Annotated in this window: 16 protein-coding genes, 1 pseudogene and 1 riboswitch; of the genes and pseudogenes, 7 read left to right on the forward strand and 10 right to left on the reverse strand. The window is 71.8% G+C overall.

What is annotated here, in order from left to right:
• Positions 1-171: 171 nt before the first annotated feature.
• A complete protein-coding gene (locus ACYX4T_RS27505; RefSeq protein WP_476012384.1) occupies positions 172-1,674 on the reverse strand; it encodes a sodium:solute symporter family transporter in 1,503 nt (500 codons plus the stop codon).
• Positions 1,671-2,684 carry an agmatinase family protein gene (locus ACYX4T_RS27510; protein ID WP_476012385.1) on the reverse strand — a complete coding sequence of 338 codons (1,014 nt, stop codon included), beginning with the start codon at positions 2,682-2,684 and terminating at the stop codon, positions 1,671-1,673. Before ACYX4T_RS27510 ends, ACYX4T_RS27505 begins: the two co-directional genes overlap by 4 nt.
• A 183-nt stretch (positions 2,685-2,867) precedes the next feature.
• A riboswitch (guanidine-I (ykkC/yxkD leader) is annotated at positions 2,868-2,978 on the reverse strand.
• Positions 2,979-3,272: 294 nt separating this feature from the next.
• On the opposite strand from ACYX4T_RS27510, the gene ACYX4T_RS27515 reads away from it, so the two are divergent.
• Positions 3,273-4,238 (forward strand): NADP-dependent oxidoreductase, encoded by a 966-nt coding sequence (locus ACYX4T_RS27515; protein WP_476012386.1) that lies wholly within the window; start codon positions 3,273-3,275, stop codon positions 4,236-4,238.
• A gap of 43 nt (positions 4,239-4,281) precedes the next feature.
• Here the strand turns inward: ACYX4T_RS27515 and ACYX4T_RS27520 are convergent, their stop codons facing one another.
• Positions 4,282-4,974 carry a LysR family substrate-binding domain-containing protein gene (locus ACYX4T_RS27520; RefSeq protein WP_476012387.1) on the reverse strand — a complete coding sequence of 231 codons (693 nt, stop codon included), beginning with the start codon at positions 4,972-4,974 and terminating at the stop codon, positions 4,282-4,284.
• Positions 4,975-5,016: 42 nt separating this feature from the next.
• On the opposite strand from ACYX4T_RS27520, the gene ACYX4T_RS27525 reads away from it, so the two are divergent.
• Positions 5,017-5,406 (forward strand): DUF5997 family protein, encoded by a 390-nt coding sequence (locus ACYX4T_RS27525; RefSeq protein WP_476012388.1) that lies wholly within the window; start codon positions 5,017-5,019, stop codon positions 5,404-5,406.
• Positions 5,407-5,432: 26 nt separating this feature from the next.
• Here ACYX4T_RS27525 and ACYX4T_RS27530 read toward each other — a convergent pair whose 3' ends face one another.
• Both ACYX4T_RS27530 and ACYX4T_RS27535 read right to left on the reverse strand, forming a co-directional pair.
• On the reverse strand, positions 5,433-6,320 hold the full coding sequence (locus ACYX4T_RS27530) for a hypothetical protein (protein ID WP_476012389.1): 888 nt from the start codon (positions 6,318-6,320) through the stop codon (positions 5,433-5,435).
• 335 nt (positions 6,321-6,655) lie between these two features.
• Positions 6,656-6,964, reverse strand: a pseudogene (locus ACYX4T_RS27535) (SDR family oxidoreductase); the annotation flags it as partial.
• 237 nt (positions 6,965-7,201) lie between these two features.
• Here ACYX4T_RS27535 and ACYX4T_RS27540 point away from each other — a divergent pair.
• The 3 genes from ACYX4T_RS27540 (at position 7,202) to ACYX4T_RS27550 (ending at position 11,362) form a co-directional block, all read left to right on the forward strand.
• On the forward strand, positions 7,202-8,548 hold the full coding sequence (locus tag ACYX4T_RS27540) for an MFS transporter (RefSeq protein ID WP_476012390.1): 1,347 nt from the start codon (positions 7,202-7,204) through the stop codon (positions 8,546-8,548).
• Positions 8,549-8,619: 71 nt separating this feature from the next.
• Complete coding sequence (locus tag ACYX4T_RS27545; protein ID WP_476015384.1) at positions 8,620-9,477, forward strand: shikimate dehydrogenase; 858 nt, start codon at positions 8,620-8,622, stop codon at positions 9,475-9,477.
• A 7-nt stretch (positions 9,478-9,484) separates the two neighbouring features.
• Positions 9,485-11,362, forward strand: a complete 1,878-nt coding sequence (locus tag ACYX4T_RS27550; protein WP_476012391.1) for a TIM barrel protein — start codon at positions 9,485-9,487, stop codon at positions 11,360-11,362.
• A 10-nt stretch (positions 11,363-11,372) separates the two neighbouring features.
• Here the strand turns inward: ACYX4T_RS27550 and ACYX4T_RS27555 are convergent, their stop codons facing one another.
• Positions 11,373-12,032: a TetR/AcrR family transcriptional regulator gene (locus tag ACYX4T_RS27555; RefSeq protein WP_476012392.1), complete on the reverse strand. Its 660-nt coding sequence runs from the start codon at positions 12,030-12,032 to the stop codon at positions 11,373-11,375.
• A 67-nt stretch (positions 12,033-12,099) separates the two neighbouring features.
• Here ACYX4T_RS27555 and ACYX4T_RS27560 point away from each other — a divergent pair, with 67 nt between their 5' ends.
• Positions 12,100-12,924, forward strand: coding sequence for a hypothetical protein (locus tag ACYX4T_RS27560; protein ID WP_476012393.1), 825 nt, complete (start codon positions 12,100-12,102; stop codon positions 12,922-12,924).
• Between the two features lie 545 nt (positions 12,925-13,469).
• Complete coding sequence (locus ACYX4T_RS27565; RefSeq protein WP_476012394.1) at positions 13,470-15,797, forward strand: FdhF/YdeP family oxidoreductase; 2,328 nt, start codon at positions 13,470-13,472, stop codon at positions 15,795-15,797.
• Positions 15,798-15,855: 58 nt separating this feature from the next.
• Here ACYX4T_RS27565 and cydC read toward each other — a convergent pair whose 3' ends face one another.
• From cydC to ACYX4T_RS27585, 4 genes are read right to left on the reverse strand one after another with little or no spacing between them, the layout of a single operon-like run.
• Positions 15,856-17,556 (reverse strand): thiol reductant ABC exporter subunit CydC, encoded by a 1,701-nt coding sequence (gene cydC / locus ACYX4T_RS27570; protein ID WP_476012395.1) that lies wholly within the window; start codon positions 17,554-17,556, stop codon positions 15,856-15,858.
• Entirely contained in the window at positions 17,553-19,340 is a 1,788-nt protein-coding gene (gene cydD / locus ACYX4T_RS27575) for a thiol reductant ABC exporter subunit CydD (protein WP_476012396.1), read from the reverse strand. The genes cydC and cydD overlap by 4 nt, the downstream gene beginning before the upstream one ends.
• 13 nt (positions 19,341-19,353) lie before the next feature.
• Positions 19,354-20,373 (reverse strand): cytochrome d ubiquinol oxidase subunit II, encoded by a 1,020-nt coding sequence (cydB, locus tag ACYX4T_RS27580; RefSeq protein WP_476012397.1) that lies wholly within the window; start codon positions 20,371-20,373, stop codon positions 19,354-19,356.
• 1 nt (position 20,374) lies between these two features.
• Positions 20,375-21,850: a cytochrome ubiquinol oxidase subunit I gene (locus tag ACYX4T_RS27585; RefSeq protein WP_476012398.1), complete on the reverse strand. Its 1,476-nt coding sequence runs from the start codon at positions 21,848-21,850 to the stop codon at positions 20,375-20,377.
• Between the last annotated feature and the right edge of the window lie 87 nt (positions 21,851-21,937).

The raw sequence follows: 21,937 nt of genomic DNA on the forward strand, positions 1-21,937 counted from the left end.
ACTCCCGTCTCCGGCCCGGGGGACCGGGGGAGAAGTTCGCCGACGACGACGACGGCTCGAACGCCGACGTGCGAGAAACCTTCGGTGACCGCACCCTACGCTGCGGCGCACGAGCCGTCGTGCGGCACCTCCGGCGCCCGTCCCGACCACGTCGTCCTCGTGGAGGCCCGGTCAGGCGACGCGCCTCGCGTCGGAGGAGATCGCGGCCAGGTCCTCCCGCCGGGAGAGGACCGCCGGCTCGCGGGGCGGGCGCAGGAGGGCCACGACGACGAACGCCAGCAACGAGGCCGCGAAGCCGATGAAGGTCGGGTAGCCGTCGAAGCCCGGGCCGACGAGGTCGTTGGGCACGTGGAGCAGCGTGTTCTCCGCGCCGAAGATCGTCGGGGTGAGCACGAAGAGCGTCAGCCGCACGACCAGCCCGACGACCACGGCCGCGACCGCCGCCGCCGCGGTGGCCCGCCGGGGCCACCAGTGCCCGGCGACGAACGGCACGAGCAGGCAGGCCAGGAGCAGGTCGAACGCGAGCGTGAACAGGATGCCGGTCTGGGGCACGCGCAGGGCCAGCAGGATCGCCAGCGCGCACACCAGCGGCATCGTCCAGCGCACCGCCCGTAACAGAGGGTCGGTGCGGCTGTCGCCGCTGCCGATCTCGGGGTCGCGCAATCCCCGGATGTTGCGCACGGCCACCGACGCCGTGCCGAGGATGACGCCGTTGGCCGTCGAGCACGAGGCGGCGACGATCGCCGAGAGCACGAGGATCGCCAGCCAGGCCGGCGCGAACCCCTCGAGCAGCGCGAACAGGACCGGCGTCGCCGGCTCCGGGCCGAGGACGGGCACGATCGCCAGGGCCACCAGCGCGTAGACGACGCCCACCCCCGCGGTCATCGCGGCACCCACGAAGCAGGCACGACGGGCGATGCCCGGCGAGCCCGCCGAGAAGATCCGCTGCATGAAGTCGATCGCGACGATGTCGCCGATCCCGAGCGACACCAGGGTCGCCCAGTTGATCGGCGCACCGGCGCTCGCCGAGGTCAGCTGCTCCAGGTCGAAGGGCCCGAGCCCCTCGGGCGTCGACAGCCCGTAGGTCGCCGCCACCCAGAACAGGAGGGACACCGAACCGATCACCGTGATCACCATCTGGACCAGCGCGGTGTAGGCGTCGGAGAACATGCCGCCCGTGATCGTGTACGCGAGCACCACCCCGACGATGATCAGGACACCGACCGTGTAGCTGGTGCCGAGGAAAGCCTCGAACAGGTAGCCGCCGGCGACGAGGTTGCCGGCGAGCAGGATGCAGAAGCTCGCGATCATCAGCACCGAAGCGGTCACCTCGACACCGCGCCCGTAGATCAGGCGGTAGAAGTCGGGCAGCGTGTAGAGGCCCATCGCGTTCATCCGCGCCGCGAACAGCAACCCGGTGATGAGCAGGCAGAGCGCGAGCCCCAGCGGCAGCGAGGCCCCGGCCCAGAAACCGAGCGAGAAGGTCAGGTCCGTGTTGCCGAGCGTCGCGTTGGAGTCGACGGCCTGGCCCATCAGCCCGGCCGCGGAGAGCGGCAGGGCCAGCGACCGGCCCGCCACGAGGAAGTTGGTCGAGTCGCCGTCCACCCGGCGGGCGAACCACAGGCCGACGGCGACGACGAGCAGGACGCCGACGCCCACCCCGAGGATGATCACGACACACCGCGCTTCGGGAGGTGGCCCGAGCGGACGAGGCAGCCGAGCGTGTCGCAGATGACCCGGCAGGCGATCAGCGCGGTGATCTCGGCGTTGTCGTAGGGCGGGGAGCACTCGACGATCTCGATCCCGGCGAGGGGTCGGGCGTCGGCGATCAGCTGGATGAACTTCAGGACCTCGCGGGGCAGGAAGCCGCCGGGCTCGGGCCAGCCCGTGCCCGGGACGAAGGCCGCGTCGAGGCAGTCGACGTCGAACGACAGCCACACCGCGTCCGCGCCGTCCCAGGCCACCTCGAGGGCCCGCTCGGCCGCGGCCTCGATGCCCATCTCGACGCAGTCGGTGACCGTCATGATCGTCGTCCCGCGGTCCCGGCCGACCTCGACGCCGGGCCGTGGTGCCTGCCAGCCGCCGATGCCGATCTGGACGAGGTTCTCCGGCGGCACGTTCGGCAGGTCCGTGGCGTGGAACCACGGCGTGGTGTGCATCCGCTCGTCGAGGTCGGTCTCCTGCGTGTCCACGTGACGGTCGAAGTGGATGATCCCGAGCTTGCCGTCGCCGAGGTTCTCGGCGACCCCGCGGCTCGTCGGGTAGCCGATGGAGTGGTCGCCACCGAGCACCACCGGGAAGGCGCCCGAGGCGTAGACGTGGCTGACCGCCTTCGTGATCTGGTCGAACGTCTTCTCGATGTTCGCCGGGATCGTGAAGACGTCGCCGACGTCGCACATCGTGATCGACTCGCGCAGGTCCACCCCGAGCTCGAAGGAGTAGGTGCCGTAGAGCAACGAGATGTCGCGGATCCCCTTGGGGCCGAACCGGGTGCCGGGCCGGTAGGTGGTGCCGCCGTCGAAGGGTGCCCCCATGATCGCGACGTCGTAGTCACCGCACGCGCGCACGTCCTCGACGAACGGCGCCTTCATGAAGGTGGGGATGCCGGCGAAGTGCGGCAGCTCGCCGCGGGAGAAGGTCGGGATCGTGCGGTCGACGACCGAGTCGGCGGCCTCGAGGCCCATCTCCAGGCCACGGGCGATCTCGGCGTCGCGGCCGGCGTGGCCGAGCGTGGCCTCGATCTCGACGGCCCGGGCGGCCTCGGGGCCGTGCCGGGGGGCCGGCGTGCGGGACGGGGTGCGACGGGGCGAGCTGCACGGGCGACTCCCGGGGTGGCCGGCCGTCGCGAGACGACCGGGACTTCGGTCATCTCCCGGGCTTTTGTCCCGCCGTGGAGCGGCGGTGCACCCGCCGCCTGCGTCTCTCGGACCAGCCCCTGCCCCTGTCGCGGTGCAGACGGAACCCTAGACGCGCCTCACCGGAGGGTGAGTCGTCGACGAGTGAAGGCGTGGCTCGTTGCCGCGGTGCGTCGGCGGCGTTGCGTCCCGGCGGCACGGATGACGATCGCGTGGCGACCGTGGGCCCGGAGCGGGCGGCCGACCCCGACGTTCGCAGGTTCCTCTGCTGGCCGCGGCGGGGCTGTCGGCGGGTCTCGCGGGACCCCGGTCCCGACCACGGCATCCACCGTTGCCGGTGCGCCCGGAGGTGCGCTCCGGCGCCGACCGGGCACCCGGGAGCGAGGGGAACCGGGTCGCGCGAGGTGGGTGAGGCGGGTGCGGGTGGGGTTCTTCGCGGAGTTCGGGGACGCGTCGGTCATGCGGGTCGGGGACCGTCCGGCACCGGCTGCGCCGCAGGGGGCGCAGGTCCTCGTCGGGGTCGAGGCGAGCAGCATCAACGGGACCGATCTCGGCCTGCGCCGCGGCGACCTGCCGCCGGCGACGTGGGGGCGGATGCCGTTCGTGCCCGGCTTCGACGTCGCGGGGCGGGTGCTCGCGGTCGGGCCGGCGGTGACGGCCTTCTCGCCCGGTGACCGCGTCGCCGCGCTGCTGCCGCACCGCGGGGGAGGGCTGGCCGAGCAGGTCCTCGTCGCGCAGGACCGGGCCGCCCGGATCCCCGACGGCGTCGCCGCGACCGACGCGGCGGCGGTGACGCTGGCGGGACTCACCGCTCTGCAGGCCCTGCATCGCCAGGGGCGCCTGCGGGCCCGACGGCACGCCGACGGCGGCCCGCCGCGGGTGCTGGTCTCCGGGGCCGCCGGCGGCATCGGCGCGTTCGCGGTCCAGCTCGCGGCGCTCGAGGGCGCCCGGGTGACCGGGACGACCAGCGCGGGCAAGGTCGCGTGGGTGCGGGACCTGGGCGTCCACCGGGTGCTCGATCGCCGCGCGGCGGACCTGGGCTCGGAGCTGGCGGACGCCGGTCCGTTCGACCTCGTGCTGGACGCCGCCGGGCGTTCCCGGCGCCGCGAGCTCGCGCCGTTCCTGTCCCGGGGCGGAATCGTGGTGTCGGTCCGGCCCCTGCACCCCGACGTGCTGCGTTCGCTGCGTCCCGGGGGTGGCGCCTTCACCGCGGTACGGACCGCCGCGCGCAGCGCGGACCTCGCCGCGCTGCTGCACCTCGTCGCGACCGGTCGGCTGCGGGTGCCCCTCGAGCACGTCGTCGGCCTCGACGACGTGGCCCGGGCTCACCAGCTCGCGGAGAGCGAGGGGCGCGGCAAGGTCGTCGTGGACCTCACGCACTGACGGGAGCCGTCCCCGGTCTCCCCGCGGACCTGCCCGTTCCCGGTCACCGGCGACGGGCGGCGCGGCGCCCGCGACCTCTCTTCGCGGGGGCGGAGGCGGCCGGTGGCGTGCCGTCCGGACGGCGGGGAGTGCGCGAACTGTTGGCCGTGCGGCCGCGGACGATGCCGATGAACTCCTCCATCAGCTCGGTGTTCTCCGCGTCCGGCCAGGTGAGGACGACGCTGGACTGCGGCGCGTCGGTCACCGGCCGGTGAGCGAGGTCCCGGCGGTGGTGCAGGCGTGCCAGCGACAGGGGGAGGACCAGCAGGCCGACGCCGGCGGCGACGAGCTCGATCGCCTCGGCGGTCGTCGGCGGGTCGGACGTCGCCGCTCGGCCCGGCCGGCCGGCGGGCCAGGGGAGGGTGTCGTCCCGCGGCCGGAGGACGACGTCGTCGGCCAGGTCCTCGAGTCGTGCCTCGTCGACCGCGGTGAGCACGTGGTCTTTCGGCGCGACGGCCACGGTGGTCTCGGTGTAGAGCGGGAGCGCGTGCAGCCCGGCCCGGTCGATCGGCAGCCGCACCACACCGGCGTCCACGGCACCGGCCCGGATGCGGCTCACCACCTCCTCCGTGGGCGCGCCGACGAGCTCGAGGGGGACGTCGGGGCGACGCTCGGCCCAGATCCGCGCCCACTTCCCCGGTGTGGCGCCCGGGACGTAGCCGAGCCGGAAGGACGCGGTCTCGCCGGACTCGGTCACGGGCTCAGGCTATCCGCCGGTCGAGGCCGATAAGCTGGACCGATGGCGCGGCAGAGGGCGACGCAGACGATGAAGCCCGCGACGGCGGCGAAGAAGCTGGGCGTGCACCTCGACGCGACGCCCGCCGAGTTCCGCGAGGGCGTGGTGTCCCGCGACGAGCTCGACGCCCTGCAGGCCGACCCGCCCGCGTGGCTGCGCGAGCTGCGGCGCGACGGCCCCCACCCGCGCCCCGTCGTCGCGGACCGGCTCGGTGTGTCGATCTCCGCCCTGGCCCGGGCCGAGATCACCGAGCCGCTGACCACCGCCCAGATCACGGCGTTGAAGGAGGAGCACCCGGAGTGGCTGCGCCGCGAGCGCGACCTCCGCGCCGAGGTGCAGCGCGAGGAGGCCCGGCTGCGCGCCGAGCGCTCGAGCGGCGGGGGCTCCCGGTAGGCGACCGTCGAGGGTGCGGCCCGGAGTCAGAGGCGACTCAGGGCGATCACGCTGCCCTCCTGGTCCGCGGCGACGTAGATCGTGCCGTCGTCGTCCACCTCGACACCCGCGAACGGAGCAATCGGTCCCGGGATCATCATCGGCAGACCGTTCACGGTGGGACGTAGCGCGCCGTTCTCGCCGACGGGCAGGTCGTCCGCGATGATCTGGCGCTCGCTCCCGTCGAACGGCAGCCACACCAGGCGACGACGGCCGACCTCGCAGACGACGAGTCCGTCACGGTCGATCGCGACGCCCTGGGGGATGTGCAGGTCGTCGGCGAACACCACACAGGTGGTGTCGGGCCGGACCACCTCCACGGTGCCCCGGGCTCCGTCGGACACGTAGACGCTGCCGTCGGCGCCCACCGCGACGTCGCTCGGGCGCTCGAGTCCTGTCGCGAGTTCCACCGTCTCGCCGGCGCGGGGGAGCCCGAGCACCCGGCCACCCCCGGAGTCGGCCACGACGACGCCGTCGCCCCACGCGGCGACGCCGGTGCACTCGCCGAGGCCCTCGGCCCACGTCTCCGGCGAGGTCCACGCACCGGCGGCGTGACGGGTGACCATGCGCAGGTTGTTCGTCACGAACATCGCGGCCCGGTCCGCGGACGCGCACACGCCGCGCACGAAGCCGGGGAAGTCCGGGTCGGTGATCTTCTCCGTCCGCACGAGAGCGAGGTCCGCGGTCACCGTGGCGGCCCCGAGGCCGTCCGCGACGCACAGGCCGGCGGTGGTGGCCGCCAGGCCGTAGGGCGCCATGAGGCCGGGGGCCACGATCTCCCGCGACCCATCGTCCGGGAAGAGCTCGTCCACGGCGCCGTCGATGTAGTAGGACGCGAAGAGGCGACCGGCCGTCGAGACGTCGAGGTTGTCCATCCCCGGGCGGCCGTGCCGACGCTCTCCGTCACGGACGTCTCGGGGTCGAAGGCCAGGATCTCGCCCGAGCCGCCCAGGCCGACGTAGATACGGCCGTCCGGACCCGTGCGGCAGGAGCACGGGGCGGCGAGTCCGTCCAGGACGATCTCGACCTCACCGCCCTCGATGGGCACGCGGGCGACCTGCCCGTGATGAACCACGTCGGGCTCGGGGCCGACGTGGCCGAGGAGAACACCTCGTTCAACACCCACGTCGATGCGGACGGGGTCGCGCTGACCGGTCGGCGGGGCCCGTACCGCCTCACCTTCGCCACGCCGCCGTTGCAGCGCCGTCCCGGTGGCGTACGCGGCGGGGTCGCTGCACAGGAACGCGGCCACCGCCCCGAACTCGGGCGGGTCTCGTACCGACCCACCGGGATCGTGCTGCGCACCCTGCTCCACCTCCTCGCGGGAGCGCCCGGTGCGCTCGGCGAGCGCCGTGTCGATCTGCTCGGCGCGCGCCGTGGCGACGCGCCCGGGCAGCAGCGAGTGGACGGTGATCCCGGAGGGGGCCACCTCCGCGGCCAGGGTCTTCAGGTACCCGCCGGGCCCAGGTCGGACAGCGAGGTCGACGAGGACCTGCTGCGGGGCGACGGGGGTGTCGATCGCCCGTCCGGATGCCGTCCGGGTCGATGTCGCGGGCGGTGCCCGATCCCGGACCCGGCCCGTCGAGCACCAGGACGGTGGGTGGCCCGGCCCGGTCGACCGTCTCCCTGAACAGCTGCTCGGCGACTTGACACGATCTCGGCACCTAACTCACCATCCAGTACGTAACTAGACGGTACATAAGCGCTCGCGCTACACCGTCCCGACCGGCAACGGAGCACGGGTCAGGAGACGTCCATGTCGCACCCCCCGGCCGCCGCCCCGGTGGCCCAGCCACGGAAGGCGGCGCTGGCCGCCTGGATCGGCAGCGCCCTCGAGTACTACGACTTCTTCATCTACGGCACCGCCGCCGCGCTGGTGTTCAGCGAGGTGTTCTTCCCGTCGTCGAGCCCGGCGACCGGGACGCTGCTCGCGCTGGCGACGTTCGGTGTGGGTTACGTCGCTCGCCCGCTGGGCGCAGTCGTGCTCGGTCACATCGGCGACCGGTTCGGGCGCAAGCGGGTGCTCGTGGCGACGATCGTGCTGATGGGGGTGGCGACGTTCGCGATCGGCTGCCTGCCCAGCTACGAGACCGCCGGCGCGATCGCACCGATCCTGCTGGTCGTCGCGCGCCTGCTGCAGGGCTTCTCCGCCGGCGGTGAGCAGGCCGGCGCGAACTCGATGACCCTCGAGCACGCCCCCGACCACCGCCGCGCCTTCTTCTCGAGCTTCACCCTCAGCGGGACGCAGGCCGGGATGATCGTGGCCACCGCGGTCTTCCTGCCGTTCGCGGCGCTGCCGCGCGATGAGCTGCTCGCCTGGGGCTGGCGGGTGCCGTTCTGGCTCAGCGTCGTGGTGGTCGTCGCCGGCCTGCTGATCCGCCGGACCCTGGATGAGACCCCCGTGTTCGCGGCCACGGAGGCCGAGGAGGGGCGCCGGCAGGAGCTCCCCATCGCGGTCCTGTTCCGCCACCACTGGGCGGCGGTGATGCGTGTGGTGCTCGCGGCGCTCGTCTCGTCGATCAGCACCCTGTTCAGCGTCTGGGCGTTGTCGTTCGCCACCGGCACCGTGGGGCTCTCGCGGACGACGATGCTGTGGGTGAGCATCACGGCGAACGTCGTCGCCCTCGCGGCGATCCCGGCGTTCGCGTGGCTGGCCGACCGCACGGGCCGCAAGCCGGTCTTCATCGGCGGCGCCCTGGCCAGCGCGGTCGTGTTCGCGGCCTATCTCTGGTCGATCTCCTCGGCGCAGTACGCGCTGGTGTTCGCCACCGGCATCCTGCTCACCGGGGTCGTCTACAGCGCCTCGAACGGCGTCTGGCCGTCGCTGTACGGGGAGATGTTCCCGACGCGCGTGCGCCTGACCGGCGTCGCGGTGGGCACGCAGATCGGGTTCGCCATCGGCGGTTTCGTCCCCACGATCGCCGAGTCGATCGCGGGGGAGGGCCCCGGGGGTTGGGTGCCGGTGGCCGTTCTCGGTGCGGTGCTCTGCCTGCTGGCCGCGGGCGCGGCGGCGACCGCGCGGGAGACCGCGCACGTGCCCACCGCAGAGCTCGACGCCGTCGTGGCCCCCGCCGCGTCGCCGGCGTCGCTCGAGGTCCGGTGATGCTCGTCGACCACGACCCGAGGGAGACCCCGACCTCGACACGCGCCGATCTCGCTGTCGGGACGCGGCCGATCCCGCGGTGCCTGGTGGGGCTCGTCGGGTCCGGCATCGGCCCCTCGCTCACCCCTGCGCTGCACGAGCGCGAGGGCGACGCGCGGGGGATGCGCTACCACTACCAGCATCTGGACCTCGACGTTCTCGGGCTCGGGCCGGAGGAGATCGGGCGCGTGCTCGACGCCGCGCAGCTGGCGGGGTTCCGCGGCCTGAACCTGACCCACCCGGTCAAGCAGGCCGTCCTGCCCCACCTCGACGCGCTCTCCGAGGACGCCGCTGCCCTCGGCGCGGTGAACACCGTCGTGTTCGACCCCGGTGGCGTGGTCGGGCACAACACCGACTGGTCCGGCTTCGCCCGCTCCTTCCGCCGCGGCCTGCCCGACGCCGCGACCGACCGCGTGGTCCTGCTCGGTGCCGGCGGTGCCGGCGCCGCCGTCGCGCACGCGCTGGTCCGCCTCGGCGCGCGGCACCTCGTCGTGGTCGACGGCGACCGCCCACGAGCCGAGTCGCTCGCGGCCGCGGTGACCGGGCAGCTGGCCGCCGGCGCCTCGGTGGCCGATGTTCGGGGGCTGGGTGCGGCACTACGGGACGCCGACGGCCTGGTGCATGCGACGCCGACCGGCATGGCCGCCCACCCCGGATGCCCGGTCGACCCCGACCTGCTCGACGCGCGCCACTGGGTGGCCGACCTGGTCTACCGCCCCCTGGCGACCGAGCTGGTGCGCCACGCCCGCGCGCGCGGAGCACGCGTGCTCGACGGGGGTGGCATGGCCGTGTTCCAGGCCGTCGAGTCGTTCCGCCTGTTCACCGGCGTCGAACCCGACGTCGAGCGGATGACGGCCCACTTCGCCGAGCTCGTCGCGGACGGCGGCTGAGGAGCGCATGATGCACCGACACGCCATCGCCACGGTCTGCCTCTCCGGCCTGCTCGAGGACAAGCTGGCGGCCGCGGCGGCGGCGGGCTTCGACGGCGTCGAGATCTTCGAGCCGGACCTGATCGCCTCGCCGGAACCGCCCGCCGACGTCGCCGCCCGCTGCGCGGACCTCGGGTTGTCGGTCGACCTGTTCCAACCGGTCCGCGACGTCGAGGCCCTCCCCCCGGAGTCGTTCGCAGCCGCGCTGCGCCGGATCGAGCACAAGTTCGCCGTGATGGAGCACCTCGGGGTCGAGACGGCGCTGATCTGCTCGTCGGTCTCGCCCGAGGCGATCGACGACGACGCGCTGGCCGCCGATCAGCTGCGCACCCTCGCGGACCGCGCCGCCGATCACGGCCTGCGCCTGGCCTACGAGGCCCTCGCCTGGGGCCGGCACGTCAACACCTGGGACCACTCGTGGCGCATCGTCGCCGAGGCCGACCACCCCGCGCTGGGGCTCTGCGTGGACAGCTTCCACATCCTCTCGCGTGGCTCGGACGCCTCGGGGCTCGCCGATGTCACCGGCGACAAGGTTTTCTTCCTTCAGCTCGCCGACGCTCCCGAGCTCGACATGGACGTCCTGCAGTGGAGCCGCCACCACCGGCTCTTCCCGGGGCAGGGCGCGTTCGACCTCGCCGCCCTCGTGGCCCACCTCGACACCGCCGGCTACTCCGGCCCGTGGTCGCTCGAGGTGTTCAACGACGTGTTCCGCCAGGCCGACCCCCGTGGAGCTGCCGTCGACGCGCGACGCTCGCTGCTCGCCCTCGAGGAAGCGGCGTCGGCAGCCTCGGCGGTGTCCGGAGTGCCACCACACCCCGGTCTGCGAGGCACGGCGTTCGTGGAGCTCGCCGTCGACCCCGTCACCGCCGACGAGGTCACCATCGCCCTGCACGCTCTCGGCTTCGACCGCACCGGCCGCCACCGGACCAAACCGGTGACGCTGTGGGAGGCCGGCGACGCCCGCGTCGTGGTGCGCAGCGACGCGTTCGAGCCGGGGCCGGGGACCGCGCCGGGTCCCACCACGGCCGTTGCCGGTCTCGCCGTGCGCACCCCCGACCCCGCCGCGCTCGCCGCCCGCGCCGAGGCCCTGCTCGCCGCTCCGCGCGTCCCGCCGCACGCCACGGACGAGGCCGAGCTCCGCGCGGTGACCGCGCCGGACGGGTCACTGCTGTTCTGCTGCCCGGAGCGTCCACTGCCCGGTGACGACGACTTCTGGCCGGGCGACTTCGCGGCCACCGGGGTCGCACGCCGCACCGGGCACGTCCTCGGTGTCGACCACGTCGCGCTGACCCCGCCCTACGACCACGTCGCGGAGGCCTCGTTGTTCCACCGCATGGTGCTGGGCCTCGAGGCGGCGGGGGAATGGGAGGTCGCGGCACCGTTCGGCCTGGTCCGCAGCCGCCTGCTCGCGGCGGGCGCGGGCGCCGACGCGGTGCGGCTCGTGCTGTCGTCCGCGGTCGTGCGTCGCGGGGGATGGGCGCCGGGGGTCCCCGATCCGCAGTCGGTGGCCTTCGCGGTCGACGACGTCGTCGCCCTGGCGCGGGTGGCCACGGCGGCAGGCCTGCCGCTGCTCGACCCGGGCGACAACTACTACGACGACCTCGCGGCACGCGGCGACCTCGACGAGGCCTCGGTCGCCGAGCTGCGCGCCCACCGGGTCCTGCGGGACCGCGATCAGCACGGCGAGTACCGCCACGTCGTCACCGAGGTCCTCGGCGGGCGCGTGTTCTTCGAGGCGGTGCAGCGGATCGGCGGGTACTCCGGACACGGCGCGCCCGGCGCCCCGGTCCGCATGGCCGCGCACCGCCGCGCCCGCGCCGCGCGCAGCGCCCGCGCGGTCCGCTGACGGCCTGCGGTCAAGCGCGCGCGACGTGGGCGGTGAGGTACTCGACGACGAGATCGCCCAGCATCCGACGTTGCCGGTCGCGGTCGGCGGGGTCGAGCAGGTCGCGCCCGAACACGGCCCGGAAGGTGTAGCGGTTGGCCGTGCGGAAGACGCAGAAGGCGCTGATGACCATGTGCATCTCGAGGGCGTCGACGTCGTCCCGGAACAGCCCGGCAGCGCGCCCGCGTTCGAGGATGCTGCCCAGCACGTCGAGCGCAGGGTCCGCGAGCCCGGACAGGATCGGCGAGCTCCGCAGGTGCTCGGCGTGGTGGATGTTCTCGATGCTCACCAGCCGGATGAACGCCGGGTGCGCCTCGTGGTGGTCGAAGGTGAGGTCGGTCAGCGCCCGCATCGCCGCCGTCGGGTGCAGGTGCTCCACGTCGAGGCCCTGTTCGAGCTGGCGGATGCCGAGATACGCCTTCTCCAGCACCGCGAGGTAGAGCCCCTGCTTGCTGCCGAAGTAGTAGTAGAGCATCCGCTTCGTCGTGCGGGTCTTCGCGGCGATCTCGTCCACCCGCGCGCCGGCCAGGCCACGCTCGGCGAACTCCTCCGTGGCCACCGCGAGGATCTCCGCCCGCGTGCGCTCGGCGTCGCGTTGCCGTCCCGGGACCGCCTCGGGCCCTGCCGCCACCGTGCCCCCGTCCTTGCCGGATCCGTGCGCGTGCTCCGTAGTTCACCAAGCAGTACATCATGGTCGCGTGAATCGCGTCGCCGTCCACCAGTCCGTGCTGTCGCCCGCCGACCCCGTCGCCTGTGTGCTCGCCGCCTGCGCCGGAGGCATCGACTCCGTGGGCCTGCACGTCGCCTCGGCCGCCGACGTCGAACAGACGTGGGGCGGTGGCGCCGGGACGCCGATGCTCGCCGAGCTGATCGACGCGCTGCTCGTCTCCCGAGTGACCACCCTCGACGTCGGGCGCATCGACCTCGCCGTCGACGAGGGCGCAGATCCTCGCGAGCCGCACCGGTCCGAGCACCGGGTCCTCGACCTCGCGAGCCGCCTGGGTGCGCAGTTCGTGACTGCACGCGCCGGAGCGGCCCAGACGGTCGGCGCGACTGCCGTCGCCTTCGCGGCGCTCTGCGAGCAGGCTCGCCCGTTCCGGGTACGGCCGCTCCTCGTACCCGCATCCGGCACGCCCGTCACCACGCCCCGAACGGCGCTGGCCGTCGTCGAGGGCACGCGGGGCGGCGTCGTGCTCGACGTCGCACCGTCGACGGCCGACCCCGAGGAGGTGGCCGAGCTGGTCGTGACGGCCGGCGACGCGCTCGGCTATGTCCGCGTGCCCGCCGACGAGCTCCGACCCGACATGGGTGCCTCGACCTCCCTGCTGGCGACGGTGCCTCCGCAGGTCCCCCTCGTCATCGGCACGCCCGGTGCGCCCGCGCAGGCTCCGGACGCGTCGCCCGATACGACGGCGGGGGAGCGGGGGCCCGTCCACGACGGTGTGTTCCTCGGCGCCTGCCGCGCCGGGCTCGATCGCCTGCTCGTGCACCCGCGGGCGGTCGAGGCCGAGCGAGCGCGATAGACGGCGGTCCCCGCAGCCGCGAGCCCCTCGCCGTGCTCGCGCTGGCCCGGGACCACCGACAGCCCGAAGTAAGCGGGCCACAAGGGTAGAGGGAGTAACCTTCGAAGATCGCTCCGCAGAGCTTTGAGCAGCGGAAAGGGTGCGCCGTCAGGGACTCGAACCCCGAACCCAGTGGACGAGAGTCACGTCGGCAGTGGTGCCGTCCGGTGCTCGTTCGTGCTGGTCAGTGGACGTGTCGTCGAGTATCGATCATCAGCGATCACCCTCCGAAATCGGCCGTGGTGTGACGTAAGCGGTACCCAAAGCGGTCCTCGCCGTCGATCGTCATCGTGTGGCCCGGGCGAGAAGTGCGTGCGTCCATCTCCCGACTGAACAGGTGCGGGAGCGGGCGTCTCGTGGAGCGCCGCCCTTGCTCGTGGTGCCCGATGATGCGGGTGCACTGGCTCGGTGCCATCACGCAGGCGGTTTCGTGCCGAAGTCGCTGTAGCGTGTGGATCTCGCCGTACGATCGCGCCCGTCAGCGACGTGACGAGGATGGAGCACGCGTGAGTCATCGGCACCCCCTGGTCGACGATTTCAGCGACTCGGAGTTGAGCGTCGGGCCACCTGCCTCGTGGGCGGTCGGCATCCCGGCGATCGAGCATGCGCTGCTGCCCGCCCTCGGGGACATGGGGCCCGAGCGGAGCGCTGAAACGGCGCTGACGATCAACCACAAGCGCGGGTTCGACTGCCCGAGTTGCGCGTGGGCGAACCCGGACAAGGGGCGCCCGATCGACTTCTGCGAGAACGGCTTCAAGTCGATCGTGTGGGAGGCGACGCCGCTGACCATCCCGCGCTCGTTCTGGGGTGAGCACTCGCTCACGAGCATGCGCGACAAGTCGGAGTACTGGCTGGGTATGCAGGGGCGGATCGTCGAGCCGCTGTACAAGGCGGCCGACAGCGATCACTACGTGCCGGTGAGCTGGGACGAGGCGCTCGATCTGGCGGCTGCGCGCCTGAAGGGACTGAGCTCGCCCGACGAGGCGGTGTTCTACACCAGCGGTCGCATCACGAACGAGCCGGCCTTCCTGCTGCAGCTCTTCGCGCGCGCGTTCGGGACGAACAATCTGCCGGACTGCTCGAACCTGTGCCACGAGGCCACGGGCGCCGGGATGACGGCGGCGATCGGCATCGGGAAGTCGACCGTGCACTACGACGACTTCGAGAAGGCCGATCTCGTGATCGTGATGGGGCAGAACCCCGGCACGAACCACCCCCGCATGCTGAACGCGCTGCAGGCCACGAAGCACGAGGGCGGCGAGATCGTCGGTGTGAACGTGCTGCCCGAGGCGTCGCTCCTGCGCTACAAGAACCCGCAGCAGCCGAGCGGGATCGTCGGCGAGGGGACCAAGCTGTCCGATCAGTTCGTGCACATCCGCATCGGCGGCGACCAGCACCTCGTGCAGGCGGTCGCGAAGCGGGTACTCCTGGCGGAGCAGGCGGCGCCCGGGACGGTGCTCGACCACGACTTCATCGCCACCTACTGCGAGGGGTTCGAGGCGTACCGTGACGCGATCCTCGCGATCGACGACGCGGAGGTGCTCGCAGCCACCGGCCTCGAGGCGGCGGAGATCGACGAGCTCGCCGCGCGCTACATCCGCTCCGGCGCGACCATCGTCACCTGGGCGCTCGGTGTCACGCAGCACAAGAAATCCGTCGCCACGATCGCCGACGTCATGAACCTGCTGCTGCTCAAGGGCAACATCGGCAAGCCGGGTGCGGGCGCGTCACCGATCCGCGGGCACAGCAACGTGCAGGGCGACCGCACCATGGGCGTCTGGGACAAGGTCGACGACCGCTTCCTCGACGCGCTCGGCAAGGAGTTCGCCTTCGCGCCACCGCGCGCGCACGGTCTCGACACGGTCGACAGCGTGAACGCCATGGAGCGCGGCGCGATCTCGTTCTTCATGAGCATGGCCGGCAACGTCGTCGCCGCGGTGTCGGACTCGCGGAAGGCCGAGGAGGGCATCGCCAAGGTCGGGATGACGGTGCAGGTGGCGACGAAGCTGAACCGGTCGCACGTGGTCACCGGGAAGGAGGCGCTGATCCTGCCGGTGCTCGGGCGCACCGAGCGCGACGTGCAGGCCACCGGCGTGCAGACCGTCACCGTCGAGGACACGGTGTGCCGGATCAACACGAGCGTGGGCGACCTCGAGCCCGTCGCGCCCGGTCTGCTGTCGGACGTGTCCGTGCTGTGCCGGCTCGCGCGGCGCGTGCTCGACGGATCGGTGGACATCGACTGGGCGGGCTTCGAGGCGGACTACGACCGGATCCGCGACAGGATCGCCCGGGTGATCCCGGGTTTCGAGGACTTCAACGAGCGGATCCGGGGTGAGCGGACCTTCGTGCTCCCGCACGGCCCGCGCGACAGCCGCACGTTCCCGACGCCGTCCGGCAAGGCGCAGTTCACGCTCCATGAGACGGAGCACGTCCAGGTGCCGGAGGGGCGGCTGATGTTGCAGTCGATGCGCGCCCACGACCAGCACAACACGACGATCTACGGCCTGGACGACCGCTACCGCGGGATCCACCAGGGCCGCTTCGTGATCTTCGTGTCGCCCGAGGACCTCGCGGAGCTCTGCCTGGCCGACGGGCAGACCGTCGACGTGTTCAGCGAGTGGCCGGGGGAGGCCGACCGGGTCCTCCGTGGCTACCGCGTGGTCTCCTACCCGACCAAGCGCGGCTGCGCCGCGATCTACTTCCCGGAGGCCAACGAGCTGATGCCCCGCGCCTCCGTGGCCGACGGCTGCAACACCCCGGCATCGAAGCAGATGATCGTCCGCCTCGAGCCCGGCACCCAGCGTGTGCCCGGCGGACGGCCGGTCGCGATTTGAGACGGCAGGGGCCGACCAGAGCCGCGAGCAGGTCTGACGGTCGCCGCAGCACTGCTGTTCAGGGCTGTGCGGGGGACGCAATCCGGCCTGCGGCGAACTCGAGGACGAGGTCACCATCAGACGCTCCGGGCCGAACAGGACCGTGAGCGATCTCCAGCGTGGTGCGACCGGAGCGCCACGCCCGCACGCCCGCCCGCACCCGTTCCTCGGTGTCGGCGTCGAGATGGGCGGTCGCCTCGTCGAGCACGAGCACCGAGGCGTCGGCGAGCAGCGCGCGCGCGATCATCACCTGCTGGCGCTCGCCACCACTGAGCCGCATGCCGTTCTCCCCGACCCGCGCCGAGAGTCCGCCGGGCCGCCCGGACAGCACCTCGTCCAGCGCCACGGCGCGGCACACCGCGAGCAGCCGATCGTCGCTGGCGGCGGGATCGCCGAGGAGGAGGTTGTCCCGCACGGTGGTGTCGAAGAGGTGGTCGTGCTGCGCGACCACGGCGACGCGGGTGGTGCGCGCTCCGGTCTCCTGTAGGTCGCGGCCGTCGAGGCGAACCGTTCCGCGCTGAGGGTCCCAGAACCTCTGCAGCAACGCCGCGATCGTGGACTTCCCCGCCCCGCTCGGTCCGACGATCGTCGCCCAGGTACCTGCCGGCACCGTGAAGGTGGCCTCGCGCAGCACGTCCGGGCCCTCGGACCGGTAGCGGAACGTCACGTTGTCGAACTCGACAGCACCTGCCCCGACGCCCGGCTCAGCCGTGGACTCGTGCGGCCCGTCCCCGCGCACGGTGGGGGCCCGGTCGGCCAGCTCGAACAGGCGGCGGGCGGCGGCGCGGCATCGGTCCATGTGCTCGTACGACACCCCCACCGGGGCGATCGCCTCGAACGTCGCCAGGGTGGCCAACGGGACGGCCGCGAGCAGGACGCCGTCGAGCCGGCCATCGATGACGAGCTCGATGGCCAGGGCGGCGGCACCCAGGGCGGCCGCGCCGGCCAGGACTCCGGCGAGGGCGTTCTGCATCCCCCGCACGTGCGCGAGGCGACGCTGCGCCCTGGTGCGCCTGCTCGTGACCTCGGCGAGACGGCCGGTGAAGAGGTCCTCCCGGCCGTAGGCGACGAGGTCCGCGAGCGCGTTCACCCCTTCGACGGCGGTCGCGTTGAGCGCCGCTTGCTCGGTCACCAGCGCCTCGGCCGCCGCCCGTCCGGATCGGCGCGCCAGCACGGGGACCGCCACGCCGCTGATGAGCAGGAACGCACTCGCCACGACGGCGAGCGACGGCTGCAGCAGGCCGAGCACCGTGACACCGACCCCCGCACCGAGGATCGCGGCGACGCGAGGGATCACCACGCGCAGCGGCAGGTCCTGCAGCGTCTCCACGTCCCCGACGATGCGGGTCAGGAGGTCACCCGAGCGCTCGTCGATGAGCCCGGCCGGCGCCAGCGGTTCGATCTCCTCGTAGAACCACACCCGGACTCGCGTCAGCATCCGGAACGTCACGAGGTGCCCGACGTAGCGTTCGAGGTACCGTCCCACGGCCCGGACGACGGCGAAGAATCGAACGGCGACGATGGTGAGCCCCAGGGTCGCTGTGGACTCCACCAGCGCAGACCTCGAGATGAGGTAGCCCGACGTCGACAGCAGCCCGATACCGGCCGCGAGCGTCACCGCGCTGATCAGAGCCGCACCGAGCAGCCACCACCGCAACCGGCCGACGAGGCGGGCGAGACGGGCGGCCGTCCCGGCGGACGGGGCCCCGGCGACGCTCACCGCGGCCCCGCGCCGAGGGACGCTGTCGTCGTCGGGACGATGCGACCGTCGCGCAGCGTCGCGATCCGATCGGCAGCATGTGCGGTGCTCGTCCTGTGGGCGATCACCAGAGCGGTTCTCCCGCGCAGGAGCGCGGTGATCGCTTCGACGATCTCGGTCTCGGTGCGGTCGTCGAGGTGCGCGGTGTACTCGTCCAGGACCACGACCGGCGAGTTCCGGAGGACGGCCCGGGCGATGGCCAGCCGCTGGCGTTGCCCTCCGCTCAGCCGCAACCCCTGCTCCCCGACCACGGTGTCGAAGCCCTCGGGAAGGTCGCGGACGAAGCTCGTGGCACGCGCGACCTCGGCCGCCTGGTACAGCGCCTCGTCGGTCGCGCGGGGATCGCCGAGACGGATGTTGTCCGCCACGGTGCCGGCCAGGAGCGTCGGATTCTGCGGGACCCACGCGATGTGACGTCGCCACTCACGGACGTCCATCTCGGCGATCGGCCGGCCACCGACGAGGATTCGGCCCTCCGTCGGCTCCATGAATCGCAGCAGCAGGCGGGCCATCGTGCTCTTGCCTGCGCCGGTCGGGCCGACGAGCGCCACGGTCCGACCGGGTTCCACACGGAGGTCCACCTCCCGGAGGGCGGCTGAGGCCGCCCCGGGATAGCGGTAGCCGACTCCGTCGAACTCCACAGGAAGGGCAGCCGCCGCACCGTTCGGCACCCCCACCGGGAGGTCACGATCCCTCGGCACCACGCGCGCCGGCCCCCGGCTCGGCGTCGACATGGCGGTCGCCGGCATCGCGAGCAACTCGTCGATCCGCCGCAGGGCCGCCGCGCCCGCGTGCCCCGCGTGGTACTCCAGTGCGAGTCGTCGGAACGGCACGAAGAACTCCGGGGTGAGCACGAGGACCATCAGCGCCGTCGCGAACGGCAGGTCCCCGACGATCATGCGAAAGCTGACCTCGACGGCCACCAGCGCCGTGGCCGCGGTCGCCGCCCACTCCATCACCAGCGACGTCTGGAACGCCGTCCGGAGAACGTCCATGGTGGTGTCGCCGAGTCTGGTGCTGGCGCGCTCGATCATCGCGGCGCCGTCGCGGGAGCGGCCGAACGACTTGAGCGTGCCGAGACCGCGGAGCATGTCCAGGTAGAAGGCGCTGAGCCATCCGAGTTCCTCGAGTCGACGACGGGTCAACTGCCGGGTCCGCCCACCGATCACCGCCAGCAGCAGCACCAGCATCGGGCCGGCGAACAGCAGGACCAGCGTTGTCCACGGGTCGAGGACCAGGATCGCGCCGAACACCAGGGCGGGCCCGACGACGCCGAGAACGGCCGCGGGGACGTAGCGCGTGATGTCGTCGTGCAGCGCCTCGACGGCGTCGCCGATGACGGCCGCGACCTCCCCCGTCCTCTCCTCGGACAACCCGGCCGGACCGACTGCGAACACGTGCCCGACCACACGGGAGCGCATCCGGTCGCGGGCGAGCGCGCTGGCCCTCTCACCGAGAACCTCCGTCGCCCAGGTGCAGACGCCGCGAAGGGCGAGCAGCACGACCATCACGCCCATCGTCGTGGCGACGTCGGCCAGGTCCCCGCCACCGAGGAAGACGGTGTCGATCACTGTTGCGAGCAGGATCAACCACGCGAGGGTGGACACCGTCCCGACCACGGCGGCCCCGATCGATGCCGCCGACGCGAGCGCGATCCGACGATCCTCGGTGAGCACCCGGAGCCGGGAGAGGGGCGAGGAGGAGGGACGGCGGGCGCCGGTCCCGGACGGCCACCATGAGGCCACGCGCCGCCGCCGATCAGTAGCTGTGCTCGTCGAGGCGTACCCGACCGCGGAAGAAGTAGTAGACCCCCGCGGTGTAGAGCAGCACGAACGGCATCCCGATGATGGCGATCACGAACATGACCAAGAGGGTGGGTTCGGCCGACGCCGCGTTGTAGATCGTCAGGTCGTTGGCCGGATCGATCGACGAGGGCAGGAGCACCGGGTAGAGCCCGGCTGCGACCGTCGTCAACAAGAATCCGATCATCGTGGAGGACGCGGCGAACGCGGACAGGTATCGCTGCCGGCCGATCATCCGCCAGGCCGTGATCGCCGCGATGAGCGCGGCCAGGGGGAAGACGGCGAGCCAGGCCCGCTCGCGGAAGTTCTGGGGGATCCTGTCGTCGAGCAGCAGGGTCCAGCCGATGATGAGGGTGAGCAGGACGAACGCCGCGACCATCAGCCGCGGCACGAGACGCCGGACACGCTCGAGCAGGTCATCTTCGACCTTCAGGCACAGGTAGATACCGCCGTGCAGGGAGAGCATCACCACGGCCACGAGGCCGAGGGCGATCGCGTACGGGTTGAGCAGGCTGATCAGGTCGATGTCCATGTCGCCCCGGGCGTCGACCGGGACGCCCTGCACGACGTTTCCCAGGGCGACACCCAGGAGAACGGTGATCCCGAGGGAGGAACCGAAGAAGGTCCAGTCCCATGTCGACCGCCAACCCTGGCCCGGGCGCTTCGAGCGGAACTCGACGGCGACGGTCCGCAGGATCAGGACGAGCAGGACGAGCATCATGGCCAGGTAGAACCCGCTGAACAGCGAGGCGTAGACGAGAGGGAAGGCGGCGAACAGCGCGCCACCACCGAGCACCAGCCACACCTCGTTGCCGTCCCAGACCGGACCGATGCTGTTGAGCAGGATGCGCTGATCGTGTTCGTCCTTGCCGACGACGGGGGCGAGCATGCCGACACCGAGATCGAACCCGTCGAGGATGACGTAGCCGCCGATGACGAACACGTACAGGATGAACCACGTCGTATTCAGCCACATGTCACTTGACTCCGGAGGGCGTTGCGTCATCGGCGGGGTCGTCCTCGCTCGACGCCCGGTGTGGCGGATTTCGGAAGATCTCACCGAAACTGTCGGGGAGTGATTCCACGTCGGTCTCGAGAGGGGTGGCCGGAGGCCCTACCCTGATCTTGCGGTCCAGGAGGAACAGGAAGAGGACGAGCACCACGGTGTAGAGCACAGCGAACATCACGACGGAGAACGCCACCTCGCCGGTCGACACGAAGGGGCTCTCCGCGTCGACGGTGCGGAGCTCCTGCCAGACGATCCACGGCTGGCGCCCGAACTCGGCCGTCCACCAACCGGTGAGGATCGCGGCGTGGACGGGGACGATGGTCCCGACGAGGACCCACAACATCCATCGCGTGTTCCACAGCTTGCCCCTGCGCCACCACAAGAAGAGCCCGACCACTCCGATGGCGACGAAGAGCATCCCGAGAAGGATCATGATGTGGTACATCTGGAAGACGAGCCCGACATTGGGCCATTCGTCACGCGGGAACTCGTTGAGGCCTTGAACCGGCGTATCGAGGCTCTCTCCGACGAGGAGACTGAGCAGGCAGGGGACCTTGAGGCCGGTCGTCGTCTGCGTCTGCGGGTCCGTCCATCCCACGATGGTCATGGGTGCACAGGACTGTGTGGTGTACACGCCCTCCATCGCAGCGAGCTTCACGGCCTGATAGTCCGCGACCTCGGTCGCCTGATTGGCGCCGAAGAGGATCACCTGCAGCGGCGCGAGCACGGCGAAGACAGGCAGAGCGACGCGCACCATCGTCTTCGACAGATCGATGTGTCGTTGTTTGAGCAGGTAGAAGGCCGCGACGCTCAGCACCAGCGCAGCCCCCACCATCCACGACGCGACGAGGGTGTGGAAGAACCGCGGCCCGAACGAGGGCGTGAAGACGACCTCCGCGAAACTCTGCATGAAGGCCTGAGGCCCATTGCCTTCGTCGCGGACCACGTATCCGCGAGGCGTCTGCATCCAGGAGTTCGCCATGATGATCCACGTGGCGCTGAAGGTCGCTCCTGCCACCACCATGGTCGTGGCGAACAGCCACAGCCGATTTCCCAGCCTCGCCCCTCCGAAGATCATCAACCCCAGGAATCCGCCCTCGAGCATGAAGGCGAAAATTCCTTCGGCGGCCAGCAGTGCGCCGAAGATGTTCCCGACGAATCGCGAGTACACCGACCAGTTGGTCCCGAACTGGAACTCCTGGACGATCCCCGTCGCGATGCCCATCGAGAAGATCAGCCCGTAGACTTTGGTCCAGAAAAGGGAAAGGCGCCGCCATTTGGGGTCGTTCGTGCGCACCGACTGAATTCCGAAGATGATGAGGAGCAGTCCGAGTCCGAGAGACATCGGAGGGAAGATGAAGTGAAAGGAGATGGTCATGCCGAACTGGAGGCGGTGCAGGAGTTCGGTTGCCATCATGTCTGCTTTCGACGACGCACGGGCCACCTATCTTTACAGCGTCGGTGACCTCCCATCAATCCCCCAAGGTGATCTTTGCCGGTCACCCGAACGGAGGCCGCGGCTCGAGCAGAT

The organism is Actinomycetospora sp. ABD4_176 (assembly GCF_056311855.1).

What these genes read in the sequence shown, in the direction of transcription:
- ACYX4T_RS27510 (WP_476012385.1), bottom strand. Translation starts at nt 2,684, where the DNA reads ATGGGCCTCGAGGCCGCCGACTCGGTCGTCGACCGCACGATCCCGACC.
- ACYX4T_RS27525 (WP_476012388.1), top strand. Translation starts at nt 5,017, where the DNA reads ATGGCGCGGCAGAGGGCGACGCAGACGATGAAGCCCGCGACGGCGGCG.
- ACYX4T_RS27530 (WP_476012389.1), bottom strand. Translation starts at nt 6,320, where the DNA reads ATGGACAACCTCGACGTCTCGACGGCCGGTCGCCTCTTCGCGTCCTAC.
- ACYX4T_RS27540 (WP_476012390.1), top strand. Translation starts at nt 7,202, where the DNA reads ATGTCGCACCCCCCGGCCGCCGCCCCGGTGGCCCAGCCACGGAAGGCG.
- ACYX4T_RS27550 (WP_476012391.1), top strand. Translation starts at nt 9,485, where the DNA reads ATGATGCACCGACACGCCATCGCCACGGTCTGCCTCTCCGGCCTGCTC.
- cydB (WP_476012397.1), bottom strand. Translation starts at nt 20,373, where the DNA reads ATGTGGCTGAATACGACGTGGTTCATCCTGTACGTGTTCGTCATCGGC.